We start from the raw sequence: 14603 nt of genomic DNA, 5'->3' as shown, positions 1-14603 counted from the left end.
CCATGAATAAATTAAATGTAGGCTTTTTTTCGGCTAAAAATTATCTCGATAGAATGGTGTTTTCGGGAACACTCTATAAGATGCACGAATCCCTCCATTCCGTTCCCATTAACCTGATTAATTTAGGGAATCCTCAAGTTCCCAAAGTGTTAGGAATATCAGGGAAAATATGGCGAAAACTCAAGGGTAGTTTTTTAAGTCAACCCCCGGCTAAAAACGCGATCGCTCCTCAATTTAGACAACTCATTCAAGAACAACTGCAACATAATTCTCTGGATCTGATTTTAGCTCCAGTGGCCTGCCAAGAAATGCAATATTTAGAAACAGATATTCCCATTATTTATTTATCTGATGTCACCCACAAATTATTGGTTGAGACTTATCAATTGGACTATACTCAGCAGAAAGAAGAATGTGAAGCCTCTCGCTGTTGTCTGCTATTTATTGGTAGAAATTGGGAGCGTAAAGGGGGGAAGTTGGCTTTTGAGACTTTAACATCTTTACTTGAGATGGGAGTCGATGCTGAACTATTAGTAATAGGTTGTTCTCCTCCACCAGACTATAAACATCAAAGGTTGAGGGTGATTCCCTATTTAGATAAAAATATTCCTGAACAAAGAGAAAAATTTAATCATTTACTGTTAAAGTCTCATTTTCTCATTTTTCCCACTCGTGCTGATTGTTCCCCCATTGTTATTTGTGAAGCCAATGCCTATGGAATCCCTGTGATGACGACAGATGTAGGCGGTATCCCCACCATCATTAAAGAAGGCAAAAATGGATTTATGTTATCCTTATCCGCATCAGGACAGGATTATGCTGAGTTAATTAAAGCTAATTTTTCCGATACCAATCAGTATCAAAACCTAGTCAAGTCTTCTCGTGGAGAATATGACACCCGTTTAAACTGGCAAACATGGGCAGAGCGTCTGTATGACATTATGCTAGAACTGACCAATGTTAATTAATTTTTAATTAACATGATTTTTCTCTTGAAAGATAAGTATTGTGAAAAACTTTATCTCTAAGCTACAATTCCTTGTTTTAATTCTCAGCTTGTTTGTAGGACTTATTGGTTTTCCCAAGATGAGTCAAGCTAAAATTATTTGGGGAGATGCCTTAGTTCAACAGGTAAATTGCGAGAGTGTCAATTTTCGTGCAACTTGTGGACAAATTGAATTCTATTCTCCAGATTTTTATCCGCCAATTCCTCCTTACAGCGACAATGATAGTGGTTTTGAAGTACCAGAATTTAACAATGTCATTTACGCATTTGACGAGAAACAGGGTGTTTACCTTGAGGAAGATGTGAGAATTGCAAAACCAAATGAGAGTTATGTCGAAAATGAATTTTTTGCTAATTTCAATCCAGACAAAACTCAAGTTAATGATCGTAATCTAGCTTATGATTGGGATGCTTCTCGCGACAGTATGCCTGTCCTATCTTCAGGGACATTAGTAAACAGTCACTTCCTTGCCTTTCTTGGATTGCCTGGTGATGGGAAACGGGAATTTGCTAGTGCCGTTGTCCAATTTGAGAATCCAATTATCGGATTTATTGACACTAGAGATAGTGATTTAACTAATGATATTTTTTCGTTTACCCAATATGAGATTTCTGGGGCGAGAACGCTTGAAGGACTGCAATGGACATCAGGAGGAATTGATACGCGAGACTACATCAAAGTACCGAAGGATAATCCCTATATTCTTGAAATTAGACTAACAACATTTGATGCTTTTGAAGGTGTCAGGGTGTTGACTCAAGCATCACCAAGCTAGTTTTTACCTAAACCTTTAACTATATTTCTTGATCACGATGAACAGACTAACGCTACAACCATGTTAGAATGGGGAGTGAATTTAAGGAGAGGTGGCAGAGTGGTCGAACGCGCCCGACTTGAAATCGGGTTTGGTTAATAGCCAACGTGGGTTCGAATCCCACCCTCTCCGTTTTTATAAGTCAGAATTCAGAAGTTTGAAGTCAGAAGTAAGGTGGGCAATGCCCACCTTACAGTTATGAGATAATTTTTTTACACTCCTTGAAAAGTGTTCTTTAAACAGCTTGAGGTTGTCCTTGAGGTTGGAACTGGAAGAGTGAATAAACGACATTCCGACGGATATCGATCATCATCTCTAAGAACATTTCATACCCTTCTTGTTTGTATTCAATGAGAGGGTCTTTTTGTCCATATCCTCGTAACCCGATGGACTCCCGTAAAGCATCCATTGACTGTAAATGCTCACGCCACAGGGTGTCTATCTGTTGCAGTATAAAGAAGCGTTCTGCTTCTCTCATCAAACCCGGACGAACCTTATCTACTTGGTCTTCTTTAATATCGTAGGCTTTACGAACCTCTTCGTGAAGGAAGATTTTCATCTCTGCTACGGTCATATCTTCCATATCTTTGGCGGTGATATCTTCGAGGAGATAAACAAACTCTTTAACCTTACTCACCAAGTTTTCTACGTCCCATTCTTCGGGGGGCAACTCAGGGTTAACATAAGCGTCTACAATTTCGTCCATGGTCTTCTCTGCGTATTGTAGCACTTGTTCTTTGAGGTCTAACCCTTCAAGTACCCGACGACGTTCGGCATAAATGGCCCGTCTTTGGTTATTCATGACCTCATCATATTCAAACACCTGTTTACGGGTGTCATAGTAGAAGGTTTCCACTTTTTTCTGAGCCCCTTCTAGAGAACGGGTCAACATTTTGGACTCAATAGGCATATCTTCTTCAACCCGGAAGGCATTCATTAACCCGGCTACGCGATCGCCTCCAAAAATCCTTAATAAGTTATCTTCTAAGCTCAGGAAAAATTTAGTAGACCCTGGGTCTCCTTGTCGTCCGGCCCGTCCCCGTAACTGGTTATCAATCCGACGGGACTCGTGACGTTCTGTGGCAATGACATGAAGTCCTCCCAACTCGATCACCTCGTCGTGTTCTGCATCGGTAAATGCGTCATACTCTTTACGAATCAGCTTATACACTTCCCGTAATTTTTCAATCACGGGGTCATCGGTGGGGGCATTTTCAGAGGCAATGGCGATCTTTTCTTCGGCTTCTAATTCTGAGAGACTTTGCTGTCCATATTGGTCTACCGCAAATTTTACGGCCGCTTTGATCATGGTTTGGGTTTCTGAGGAGAGTTCTGTGGGGAAAATATCGGCCGAGGGTTGCCATTTTTTCTTGGTACTATCCTGACCAAACCCTTGAGGACGACGATTATTGCCTCCCATTCCCCCGGTCATAAGGTTATCATCTTCTGGCATGACAATTTGAGGCATGAGGAATTGACGAATTTTGAGGCGGGCCATGTAATCAGAGTTACCCCCTAATATAATATCTGTTCCGCGTCCTGCCATGTTGGTGGCGATGGTAACGGCCCCTTTGCGTCCGGCTTGGGCAACAATTTCTGATTCTCTTTCGACGTTTTCGGGTCGGGCGTTGAGAATATTATGAGGGATCTTACTTTGTTGTAGCAATGCTGAGATCACTTCTGATTTTTCTACACTGGTGGTTCCGACGAGAATGGGACGGCCCTGTTGGTGTAGGTCTTCAACTTCTGCTGCGACGGCTTTCCATTTGGCGGGTTCGGTCTTATAAACCACGTCGGGAAAGTCATAACGTTGAGAGGGACGGTTAGTGGGAACGATAGTGACTTGTAGGTTATAAACCTTTTCTAGTTCCGTTTCTTCGGTTTTAGCCGTTCCTGTCATTCCTGAGAGTTTGTTATATAACAGGAAAAAGTTTTGATAGGTAATGGTGGCCAGGGTTTGGGTTTCCCGTTGAATGGGAACCCCTTCTTTAGCTTCGATCGCTTGGTGAAGGCCATCACTCCACCGTCTCCCGGCCAACACCCGACCGGTAAATTCATCGACGATCACCACTTCTTTATTTTTAACGATGTAATTAACATCTTTGGTGAATAATTCTTTAGCTTTGATGGCGTTAAAAATATAATGGGCCCAGGGATTTTCTTGATCGTATAAGTCAGTCACCCCTAGGAGTTGTTCTGCTTTTTCAAACCCTTGATCGGTCATTAATACGTTGCGGGCTTTTTCGTCCACTTCGTAATCTTTGGGGTCTTCTTCTGATTCTTGTATTTCTAATTGTTTGGCAATTTCAGCTGCTTTGACGTACTTTTCTGTGGGTCTTTCTACTTGACCCGAAATAATTAACGGGGTCCGGGCTTCATCGATTAAAATGGAGTCCACTTCGTCAATAATGCAATAATTAGGAGGACGTTGTACCACTTCAGCCATAGCGGTGGCCATATTATCCCGTAAATAGTCGAATCCTAGTTCACTGTTGGTAGTATAAGTAACGTCACAAGCATAGTTTTTCTTGCGTTCTTCTGGGTTCATTCCGGACTGAATGAGTCCCACGGTTAACCCTAGGAAACGATGAACCTGTCCCATCCATTCTGCGTCCCGACGGGCTAAATAGTCGTTGACGGTGACAATATGAACCCCTTTTCCTGTAAGTCCGTTGAGATAAGCAGGAAGAGTCGCTACGAGGGTTTTTCCTTCCCCTGTCTTCATCTCGGCAATTTGTCCTTGATGAAGTACCATTCCCCCCATTAACTGTACGTCAAAGTGACGCATTCCTAGGACGCGCTTGGCTGCTTCTCGCACCACAGCAAAGGCTTCTGGTAGAATTTCTTCTAAAATGTCCTCTAATTCTTCATCGTTGTCAGCTTTATCGAGTATTTCCCGAAATTCAACGGTTTTTTTCTTGAGTTGTTCATCGGATAGGTGTTGAATATCCTCTTCAAGCAAGTTGATTTCCGCAACGATGGGCTGTAATTTTTTGATTTTGCGGGTATTAGGATCGCCAAATAGAGCTTTAAGCATAAGGTATCGTTTTATTCTTTATTCTAGTTTATATGGTAGGTTGTATTATCTTATTGTCCCATTGTCCTCAATTTTGTCTTGAGTGTTATTTTGCCTTTGCTCAAATATTTTTTAAACTTATCTTATTTGTATAAACTATTATTTATTTTAATATTCTTTCGCTTAACATAAGTTTATGAAAAAAGGCATTTTGCCGATTTTCCTAAAATTTGCCTGAAAATGAAGACTTTTGACTTCTCTAGGGTTTAAAAACACCTAGATTCTAAGCAGTTAAGCTTTCAATGGGCTGAAGCCACATTTCCGCTTGCTTACGATATGATTTAGTCAGATTCTCTAGATCGTACCGTTTAGGAACAGTCAAGCATTCCTTACCCACCCTGGCTAGGTCTAAACCTAGCTGTGTGGCTACCTTTCTCAAACAATTAGCGGCTGCGTGAGTGTCACTATTTACCAACCAGCCTTTAGCTGTTTGATACAATCCACGTTTTATTCTCTTTCCTGAAAACTTATACCCTTGGGGTTTTTCACCATAATTCGGGACTAAATCGTTATCAAGGAAACTTGCCTTTGAACTATACGCTTCATCAATTTCAGTAAAGATAATTCCTACTGATTCGGCTAATTGTTGAATAGGGTTTTTAAGTCTTGCTGTCGGAATTTGTGCAAAGTTTTGATTATTAGTTTTACCAATATTTATTGAGTTTTTTTGTCCGTCATTCCAACCAAAGACAATATTACCAATTTGATGTTTTAAGCAGTAGTTAATTATAAATCTAGCTGCCTTATTAACAGCATCCCTCATCTGACAATTACGCTTATGAGTAGCCTGTTCTAATTGATCATCCCAGTAATCTTGATGTTGACCTTGTTTATGTTTGGCAATAAAACGATTATATCTCTGGTTAATTGACTTAATTTTTCTCCCATTAACAATGAAAGATTTACCTTTTGTTGTTGTGCAACTAAGCCAATTAGTGACACCATGATCTATACCTAAACCTTGAGAATAATCAAGATTAGATCCTTTAACTGACTGAGTTTTATAGATATATTCTGCCCATAATTTATTAGTTTGAGGAATAATTCTTATCTCGGCTATATCTAAGAATTGAAAATTTACACCACTAGGAATAATAATTGATGGGGTTTCTAATTCTTTCCTTTGAGAATTAGCAATAGGTAAATAACAAATTCCTTCTAATGGTTCGTAACGGATATTTTGAGAAGTAAAACTAACCTGATATAACCCTTTTTTACGATAATTTGGAATCTTCGGTTTATCTTTTAATTCCCCGTTAAACCACATTGGCAAAAGCTTGTTATATCCTTTTATGGCTTCTACTACTGACTTAATAGTCTGTTGTCCTTGTTGACCTCCTATTGCCTGGTAATGGACGTTATCTTTAAAATCTTTACATAATTGAGCATAACTAACTTTAATCCGTCTTAAACGAGGACTTCTTCTGTAATTATCATTTTTATCAAACCAAGTTTTGTAATTACAGTTTTCAAAGTAATCTTGACGAATTGAAAATAAAACAGAGTTATATAGTTTATTTGATTGCTCACAACACCATAAAAGGTAAGCGTGAGCCTCATCATCTATATTGCCTGTTAACAAGATTTTTTGAGTTTGGTAATTCATGGTAAGATTATAGCGTTTTGCAATGGCATTGCCAATATGTTTAAAAAACTTTACAATTAGATTAAGTGATAAAAGATTAGCTAAACTAAGACTTTATGCACAACAAAAAGACAAGACTATGACGCAAGTTTTAGAAGAATGTATTGATAAGCTTAAATTAGATACGGGGGGTTAAAACCCCAGTTCGCTCCACTGCCACGCCTTAAAAGGACGTGGCTATTTCTCGCTCACAGTGTTCTTGGTATTTTTGTAAATTTTCAGATATACTATTTTTGAAATACAATACTCTTTTTGTAAGTAAAAATAACAGTAAACCTGGGTAAAGTACCTATTTTGCGTACTTGTAACCCTGTTAAGCATTAAAGTAAGAGCAAAAAGGCCGCCACCCGTGAATATAGTTCTCGTGTTCTAATCAATAATTTTTGTAAACTAACCTTGACAAACTCTGGGTATTCGACACAGATTTTTGCTCAAAAATGGGCTAATTTTGATATTGTAGGGGTCAAGGGCCGTTGACCCTTTAGAAAAATAAAAAATAAACCATTGTTGATAGTGTTTTGGATAACAGACTATATATTTAGGATGGTGGGTTACTGTGCGGATAAAAATATCATAAGTTTTTATCAAAATTCAGTTCGTACCTAACCCACCCTAGGATCTACAAAATCTAAAATTTCTACCTTTGGAAAATTGTTAATTATCCATTATTAAGCTGTAAACCTTGGTATTTTTAATGGTACTTTGCCAATAGCCTGTTTCCATTTCTAAAGGTATTTGACCATGTTTTTGTAGGACGATTTGAACAGCCTGATAAGCTTGAGGAAGTTGATCAAAAGGGATTTTAGGGAAAGCATGGTGGATGGAGTGATAGGGAAGACCTCCCATCAACCAATTAACCCAAAGACTGCCATTAACGTTTCGGGTTGAATAGAGTTGAGTTAGTAATGGTGATTGGTGGGGACACCAACAGTCGTAATGTTCCAGATGAGCGCGAGTTTGCATCATTACCCCAACAACCCACTCCACAATTAACCAAAATAGAATATATTTTCCCCAAATTCCATAACATCCCACTAAAATGAATAAACTACCATGAAGTAACAATATTCCTAGTAAATCTAAAGTCATTTGCCGATGCAGTTGGGGACGCTCTTGACGATAGTGCCAACCTTTAGCGAAAGCATTCCCAATTAAACCAAAAGATCCTGCTATAAGGATATTCCAAGCCCATTGATGACGCACATACCAACGGACTATAGGTGAACATTGTTGGTATTCTATCTCGGACCATTGGACTCGTTCAGGATCTCGTAAATCTTTGCCGTTGCGACTATGATGTAACCAATGAAGTTCACTATATACTCCGACAGGCCACCAAATGGGCCAAGAAATCAAACGGGCTAACCATAAATCAACATTTCGCCAACCGGTCAATGTTTGATGAACAGCATCATGGGTACACACAAGCCAAAACCCATAGGTAATGGCAGCAAAAACCGTCCACAGGATAAAAGCCCATTGCTGATGAGAATACCAGGCCATGATGGTACTTGCTAAACAGACCATTCCTATGGTGGCGAATCGGGTGATACTTATCTGACGATTGAATGTATAGAAAGGTGCGATCGCTTGATGTAGGTCTTTTTGTAGAATACGCAATTGAGTTGATGTTATGGAAGTATTGGCTGTTGAAGATTTATTCATCTTTTTCAAAGTGCTTGATATCTTACTTCTTGATGAGGGACTCCAATGGAGATTCCTGCTGTTTCAAAGGCTTCTTTTACCCTTAATCGATACTCTCTTCCCACAGCCCATTGTTGCATGGCTTGGGTTTTAATCCAGACTTGAATTAAGATCCCATGATGGGAAACATTATCAACCCCTAAAATAGCTGCCGGTTCAACAATTTTATCTTGCCAAGTGGGATCATTTTCCATTTCTTCACTGACTTGACTGATAACATTTAAAGCTTTTCTGACATCGGCATCGTAAGCAATTTCTATTTTAAATTCCACTCGTGACCAATCTTTAGTTAAATTTTCAACAATGGAAATTTTGCTGTTAGGAAGGGTAACTAAACGACCTTCGGACCCTCTAATTTGTGTGATATAAATATTCATATTTTCTACTAAACCGCTTACGGTTCCCACTTGAATAATATCACCAATGGCATAGCGATCAGTCCATAAAATTAAGACACCATTCAACATATCTTCTACTACGTTTCTCGATAGAAATGCGAAGACAAATGCTACACCCCCTACACTGGCTAATACGGTTAAGTTAATGCCTAAAAACGTCACTGTTAGAGCAATACCGAGGACAATAAATAGAAAGGTTGTTCCACTTTTGAGGGCGTTAGAATAGGTACTCACCCTTAAAGTATAACGATTGGAATTAGGATTAATTAATTGTTGATTTTTTGCCCATCGATTGAGGTAATAGTCAGTTAATAAGTTACTCAACTTATTAGCAATACCCACAGACATCCAAATGATAGGAATCGTGAGAGCTTGCCCTAAAAAGAAATAACTGTAACGACGAGTTTCTGGAAAAACTAATACAATTAACGCTCCTGTTAATAACACTAAAAATACTTGTATCCAAAATAACAATCCTAACAGTAATTGAGCAATATTTTGCTGTCGTTTAATATTGGCTTGTTTTTTGAGAGATAAGTGAGACAGGTTTTGACTAATATTTTGAACCGTATTATCGACAACATTTTTCGCTTTAAAAATCACTTTTTCAGGATTATTGATCGCTTTTTTAAAGAGTAAGAATAGATTGCGTTTCTTGTTGGTTTCTCTAGAGTCAGTTTCGGGTTGACTGGGGGGATCATTTTCTCCATTATCTAAATTATCAGAGACAGAAACATCCTCGGTGGTTAATCCTTCTGCATTCACCGCTAAAGATTTTTCTAAGGCCTGTAATTGACGACTAAGACGACGATTCCAAATGTTGATGATGTATCTAATGATCCAAATTATGGCCATCGGAATAGCAATAAGAAGAACGATTAAAACTGCCATCAAAAATCGAGCAAAAGTATAAGATTGATCAATTTCATAGGCCCAGAGTGCTTGATTAAGACTTTCAACAATTAACAAACGCCATTCTTTTGCAATGTCTTCAATAGATTTTCCGTAATGAAGACTATCAGCCCTATTAATAGTAACAATAGTTTGTCCCGACAATCCTAAGTCAAGTTGTTCGGGTACATAAATAACAGTTTGATTATTTCTGATTCCCACTTCAATCTTTGGGGTGACAGGATGTTTACCTAAATTACTTCTATCAAAAAATAAATCTTTCCAGTTACCAAGATTACTAATTGTAGATTGAACTTGATCCTGTTGTTCTGTTGATTCTAACTGACGAACCCGAGCATAAATCGAATCATAAATTCTCTGAACTTCTTTGGCCCTATCCTCTACTCTAAAGGCAGCATTATTAGGATTTTCGATAGCGGTGGGATCAACAGCAACTTGAAACAGTTTATCGACACCCCCTAATAAATGAACCGTACTACACCACAATCGTCCACAGGGTTCTGCTTTATTGGCGTCCCACCAAGGTGTCTGGGTTTTTATGGCTGCATCCCCCGATGAAGAAACAGGAGGAAACTGCCCTAACACCAGAGGAGTTGAGATGATTGTTAACAGAAAAGTGGTCAATCCTAAAATGATAATCTGACGAATCTTTTGTTTAAGTAAAGGAAAGTAAGGGAAACAAGTGTTGATCTTCATTAGTCATCTAATTATGATGGGTCACAAGGGGATGCAGGTAAAATATCCTGAAATTGTTGGTATTGAGATAAATAATTTTCCAGCAGAGCAAATTGAGATAAATTTAAACGATAATAGATCCAACGACCTTCTTGACGCGATCGCACTAACTGAGCTTCTTTGAGATTTTTTAGATGAAATGAGAGTTTAGATTGACTAATATCAAGTTGTTCACAGAGATCACAAACACATAATTCTTGACGTTTTAATAACTCCAAAACTTGTAAACGAATGGGATCAGATAAAGCCCGAAATCCCAGTAAGATAGTTGATAACTGGGTGGAAGTGCTGGTTACCATCAATCAATTAATCATAATTTTCTTAATCCTATAATAAAACAATAAGATACTCCCTGATAACTTAATCAATGGCTCGTCAACCCTCAAAGTCCGATTTACCCAGTAAAATATGTCCGGTTTGTGGCCTTTCCTTCACATGGCGAAAAAAATGGGCCAAATGTTGGGATGATGTAAAATATTGCTCTGAACGATGTCGCAGAAGACGCTCTCAAATACAGGATCAAAATTTATGACCACAACCCAACCTAAACTAATCATTCATGGAGGTGCGAGTTCCCTATACGATAAAGGGGGTTTAGAAAAAGTCCGTCCTACCCTCCATAAAATTGTCACTGAAGTGTATCAATTGTTAAAAGATGGGAAACCATCTATAGATGCAGTGGTTAGGGGGTGTCAGTTACTCGAAAATGAGCCAGGCTTTAACGCAGGAACTGGATCGGTGTTACAATCTGATGGACAAATTCGCATGAGTGCATCGTTAATGGAAGGGTTGAGTCAAACTTTTAGCGGTGTGATCAATATCTCTCGTGTGAAAAATCCTATCGACTTAGCCCGATATTTGCAGGACGAAAGCGATCGCATTCTCTCAGATATGGGTTCGGCCGAGTTAGCTAGAGAGTTAAATATCCCCGTTTATGACCCCTTAACCGAGTTTCGGGCGAAAGAATGGATTGAAGAGTGGAAAGATGATTTTCAGCGTAAAATGGGGAGTTTAATTGGTAAGCCAGAGTCTTTTGAAGCAGGCCGAGGAACGATCGGGGTTGTGGCTTTAGATACCCAGGGAAAAATTGCGGCCGGAACCTCTACCGGGGGAAAAGGATTAGAAAGAATAGGCCGGGTGAGCGATTCTGCTATGCCGGCCGGGAACTATGCAACGGCAGAGGCCGGGGTGAGTTGTACGGGGATAGGGGAAGATATCGTTAACGAGTGTTTTGCTGCAAGGGTAGTGATTCGTGTTGGAGATGGGTTATCTTTACCTGATGCCATGCAAAAATCCATGGAAGAAAGCAAACAGCGAAACAGAGACTTAGGAGCGATCGCATTGGACCATAATGGTGTCATTAGTTGGGGTAAAACCAGCGAAATTTTACTGGCGGCTTATCATAATGGTTCTGCCATTGGGGATACTTTAGAATGGCAAACAGAGGAATTAATGGGATATTGTTAAAGTTATGACTAACCTGGGTTTTCTGAATACTTACGAAACCGATTATTATCAATGGACAATTGAACAAGCTGATGCTTTACGGAAGTTGATCAATACTAATCAAGGGTTAAAGCATTTAGATAAATTAGACTGGGATAATATTATTGAGGAGATTGAAGCATTGGGACGTAGCGAATACAATGCGGTGGTTAGTTTGTTAATTAGACAAATTGAACATAGGCTAAAAATTGATTACGTTCCCTTAAAAGATTGTTATAGAAAATGGCAGGGGGAGGTGATGGTTTTTAAAGTTAATATGAGCCGTAAATATTCCCCAAGTATGAAGCTTAAACTTACAGAAAACTTTGAAGGAATCTATCAAGATGCTGTTAAAATTGTCAAGGCCGAGTATGATGTTGATTTACCTGAAGAATGTCCTTATCCTTTAGAAGAGTTGCTATTTTAAAGATTATTAGTCAATGTTCAGTTATAAAACTGTCACTTTGCCCAGACTATTTTTAGTTTCTTCAATTATTCTCGTTAGTATCAAGACTTTATCTTTTTCCTCCTTGACACCTAGAGATAATTAATATGAGCAGAAACAATTTAACTCAAGATCATAGTGCGGCTTGGGTCATTCAAACTTGGGCATCTTTTATTTTAGCCATATCAACAACAACTATCGGCATTCTTTATTTACCAGTTGATGGTTGGATTAAGGCTTTTATGGGTATGGGTTTAACGTTTACCGTGGGTTCTACCATTAGTTTAACGAAAACCCAAAGAGATTTACATGAAAGAAACAAATTAGTTTCTCGTGTAGATGAAGCTAAAGTAGAAAAGTTACTTTCCGAACATAATTAATATAATTTTATGAATCTTTATCATCAAAACTGATTGAGGTTAAACGAATGCTTCCCGCTTTTATTCAAAAGCTGAATGCTGAATGCTTACCATTATTTCTGTCCGGAAATCAAGCCAAAACGAATTAAACCTCGTTCATAACCTCGACTCATTAAACCTAATGATAACGCACCTTCTACGGTTTGCCAACCACTATTTAATAACCCTGCAATGGCTTCTAAATTGAAAGCTGAGTCGATAACAATATCCCAAAAAGGTGCAACTTCCATTGACCAATCATCTACTTTAATATGATTAAAACCGCAGTCACGGGCAATGGTTTCGTATTCGGGTAAAGATATCACATAAGGTAAACAATAAACCCGATAAATTTCTGCTAAATGTTGTTTTTCATCTTCGGTTAATTCTCCCGCCCAAGAATTAGTAGGTCGATGACACCAAGTCGCACAAATAAAAGTCCCACCTGGTTTTAAGACTCGATAACATTCTTGAAAAAATTGCTCTTTATCTGGCATATGTTCCCCACTTTCAAGGGACCACACCAAGTCAAAATTATTGTCTGGAAAGGGCATATTTAAAGCATCAGCCACTTGAAACTGTACGGTTTCTTCTAATTTGAACTGAGTTGCTCTTTCTGTGGCTCTATTGGCCTGTACAGGGGATAGGGTAATTCCTGTTGCTTTTGCCTGAAATTTTTCGGCTAAATAGAGGGTACTTCCCCCAATACCGCAACCCACATCAACTAAGTTAGTCACATCTTTTATATTGGCCCAATTTAAAAGTTCTTCGATTAAATCAATTTGTGCCTGACGACGATTAAGTTTACAATTCCCCCCTCTACCATAGTAACCGTGGTGCATATGTTCACCCCATATTTGTTCCCATAGATTACTTGAGGTGTCATAAAATTGAGCAATTTTTTCTGATAGGTTAGATGATTGACTCATAAATCAAGGGTAAGTTTACATTTTGTTACTTCCTAAAGTGTACAGTTATCAGTGAACAGTGATCAATCTGAAAAAATAATAAGGGGCTCTTCCTCTGAAGAACACCCTTTTACGGTTTGTCGTACAGTTTATTTAATTTGTTACGATCAAAAAGCATTAACTATCATTAACTCATCGCAGCGTTTGAGCGATCGTAGGAATTACGAAAACCAGCACAGGGTTTACCTTGAATAGTTGTCCAATAGTCTTTTTCGACATCGACACCAATTTCAGAGGCCGCCCGTCCCAACATCGATTGTTGACGGTTTTTGACCATTTGGTGATGACGCATCATTAAAGCTCTTGCTTGTTGTTGAGTAGACATAATTTTTAGACTCCGATTGTTTATGGTGTTTTGTTATGGTGGTTTGTTTCACCCTCACTATTATTTATAACACATAATTCTGTAACATTTGCTACAAAATGAACTTTTCTCTATAAAACTTAACATTTTATTTGGGATCGTGGAAACACCTATGCCTATAGACATATAAAGGTTAGGAGATGAGAACGAAGGATAATGTCAGGAATCGTTGAACTCATTACCTAAAAAAATCGTTATCATTAAAGATCAAGCAAAATTATTATCTCTACGAACTAATATCTTAGATTAATTATTATGGCATTACCTATTGTTGCGATTATTGGACGGCCCAATGTGGGCAAATCAACTCTGGTTAACCGATTAGCCAAAGATAGACAGGCGATTGTACATGATCAACCCGGAATTACCCGCGATCGCACTTATCGGCCGGCGTTTTGGCGCGATCGCGATTTTCAAGTGGTGGATACAGGGGGGTTAGTATTCGATGATGACACAGAATTTTTACCCTTGATCCGAGAACAGGCCATGGCGGCCTTAACCGAAGCCAGTGCAGCCCTTTTTGTCGTGGATGGACAACTGGGCCCCACAGCCGGCGATCGTGAGATTGCTGACTGGTTAAGACGGCAAAAGGTTCCTGTATTATTAGCGGTAAATAAATGTGAATCCCCCGAACAAGGATTAATGCAAGCGG

General features: G+C 38.8%; 14 protein-coding genes and 1 tRNA gene. 8 read left to right on the top strand and 7 right to left on the bottom strand.

Features of this window, described 5'->3' with window-relative positions:
- Positions 1 to 2 precede the first annotated feature (2 nt).
- The 3 genes from C4E06_RS06495 to C4E06_RS06485 all read left to right on the top strand — a co-directional run bounded on the left by C4E06_RS06495 (position 3) and on the right by C4E06_RS06485 (position 1953).
- Positions 3 to 968, top strand: coding sequence for a glycosyltransferase family 4 protein (locus C4E06_RS06495; RefSeq protein ID WP_107667322.1), 966 nt, complete (start codon positions 3 to 5; stop codon positions 966 to 968).
- Positions 969 to 1008: 40 nt separating this feature from the next.
- Entirely contained in the window at positions 1009 to 1782 is a 774-nt protein-coding gene (locus tag C4E06_RS06490) for a hypothetical protein (RefSeq protein ID WP_107667321.1), read from the top strand.
- Between the two features lie 85 nt (positions 1783 to 1867).
- A tRNA-Ser gene (locus C4E06_RS06485) sits at positions 1868 to 1953 on the top strand.
- A gap of 103 nt (positions 1954 to 2056) precedes the next feature.
- On the opposite strand, the gene secA is transcribed toward C4E06_RS06485, so the two are convergent.
- The 5 genes from secA to C4E06_RS06460 form a co-directional block, all read right to left on the bottom strand.
- Complete coding sequence (gene secA, locus C4E06_RS06480) at positions 2057 to 4858, bottom strand: preprotein translocase subunit SecA (protein WP_107667320.1); 2802 nt, start codon at positions 4856 to 4858, stop codon at positions 2057 to 2059.
- 262 nt (positions 4859 to 5120) lie between these two features.
- Complete coding sequence (locus tag C4E06_RS06475; RefSeq protein ID WP_107667319.1) at positions 5121 to 6503, bottom strand: RNA-guided endonuclease TnpB family protein; 1383 nt, start codon at positions 6501 to 6503, stop codon at positions 5121 to 5123.
- Between the two features lie 693 nt (positions 6504 to 7196).
- A complete protein-coding gene (locus C4E06_RS06470) occupies positions 7197 to 8207 on the bottom strand; it encodes a fatty acid desaturase (protein WP_107667318.1) in 1011 nt (336 codons plus the stop codon).
- A gap of 5 nt (positions 8208 to 8212) precedes the next feature.
- Positions 8213 to 10252, bottom strand: coding sequence for a mechanosensitive ion channel family protein (locus tag C4E06_RS06465; protein WP_107667317.1), 2040 nt, complete (start codon positions 10250 to 10252; stop codon positions 8213 to 8215).
- An 11-nt stretch (positions 10253 to 10263) separates the two neighbouring features.
- On the bottom strand, positions 10264 to 10590 hold the full coding sequence (locus C4E06_RS06460; RefSeq protein WP_107667316.1) for a helix-turn-helix transcriptional regulator: 327 nt from the start codon (positions 10588 to 10590) through the stop codon (positions 10264 to 10266).
- Between the two features lie 68 nt (positions 10591 to 10658).
- On the opposite strand from C4E06_RS06460, the gene C4E06_RS06455 reads away from it, so the two are divergent.
- From C4E06_RS06455 to C4E06_RS06440, 4 genes are all read left to right on the top strand, one after another.
- Positions 10659 to 10823, top strand: coding sequence for a DUF2256 domain-containing protein (locus tag C4E06_RS06455; protein WP_107667315.1), 165 nt, complete (start codon positions 10659 to 10661; stop codon positions 10821 to 10823).
- Positions 10820 to 11758 (top strand): isoaspartyl peptidase/L-asparaginase, encoded by a 939-nt coding sequence (locus tag C4E06_RS06450; protein WP_107667314.1) that lies wholly within the window; start codon positions 10820 to 10822, stop codon positions 11756 to 11758. Before C4E06_RS06455 ends, C4E06_RS06450 begins: the two co-directional genes overlap by 4 nt.
- 4 nt (positions 11759 to 11762) lie before the next feature.
- Positions 11763 to 12203, top strand: coding sequence for a DUF29 domain-containing protein (locus tag C4E06_RS06445; RefSeq protein WP_107667313.1), 441 nt, complete (start codon positions 11763 to 11765; stop codon positions 12201 to 12203).
- A gap of 125 nt (positions 12204 to 12328) precedes the next feature.
- Positions 12329 to 12601 carry a YiaA/YiaB family inner membrane protein gene (locus C4E06_RS06440; RefSeq protein ID WP_107667312.1) on the top strand — a complete coding sequence of 91 codons (273 nt, stop codon included), beginning with the start codon at positions 12329 to 12331 and terminating at the stop codon, positions 12599 to 12601.
- Between the two features lie 92 nt (positions 12602 to 12693).
- Here C4E06_RS06440 and C4E06_RS06435 read toward each other — a convergent pair whose 3' ends face one another.
- Together C4E06_RS06435 and C4E06_RS06430 are read right to left on the bottom strand one after the other, a co-directional pair.
- A complete protein-coding gene (locus tag C4E06_RS06435; protein ID WP_107667311.1) occupies positions 12694 to 13548 on the bottom strand; it encodes a methyltransferase domain-containing protein in 855 nt (284 codons plus the stop codon).
- A 166-nt stretch (positions 13549 to 13714) separates the two neighbouring features.
- Positions 13715 to 13912, bottom strand: coding sequence for a hypothetical protein (locus C4E06_RS06430; RefSeq protein ID WP_107667310.1), 198 nt, complete (start codon positions 13910 to 13912; stop codon positions 13715 to 13717).
- Positions 13913 to 14206: 294 nt separating this feature from the next.
- Between C4E06_RS06430 and C4E06_RS06425 the strand changes: the two genes are divergently transcribed.
- Positions 14207 to 14603 (top strand): GTPase (locus C4E06_RS06425; protein WP_157951121.1); only part of this gene is annotated, 397 nt, incomplete at its 3' end.

The organism is Cyanothece sp. BG0011, assembly GCF_003013815.1.
Taxonomy (GTDB): Bacteria; Cyanobacteriota; Cyanobacteriia; order Cyanobacteriales; family Microcystaceae; genus Crocosphaera.
The sequence above is the reverse complement of the archived record's forward strand: the minus strand, read 5'-3'. Positions and strand labels throughout refer to the sequence as shown.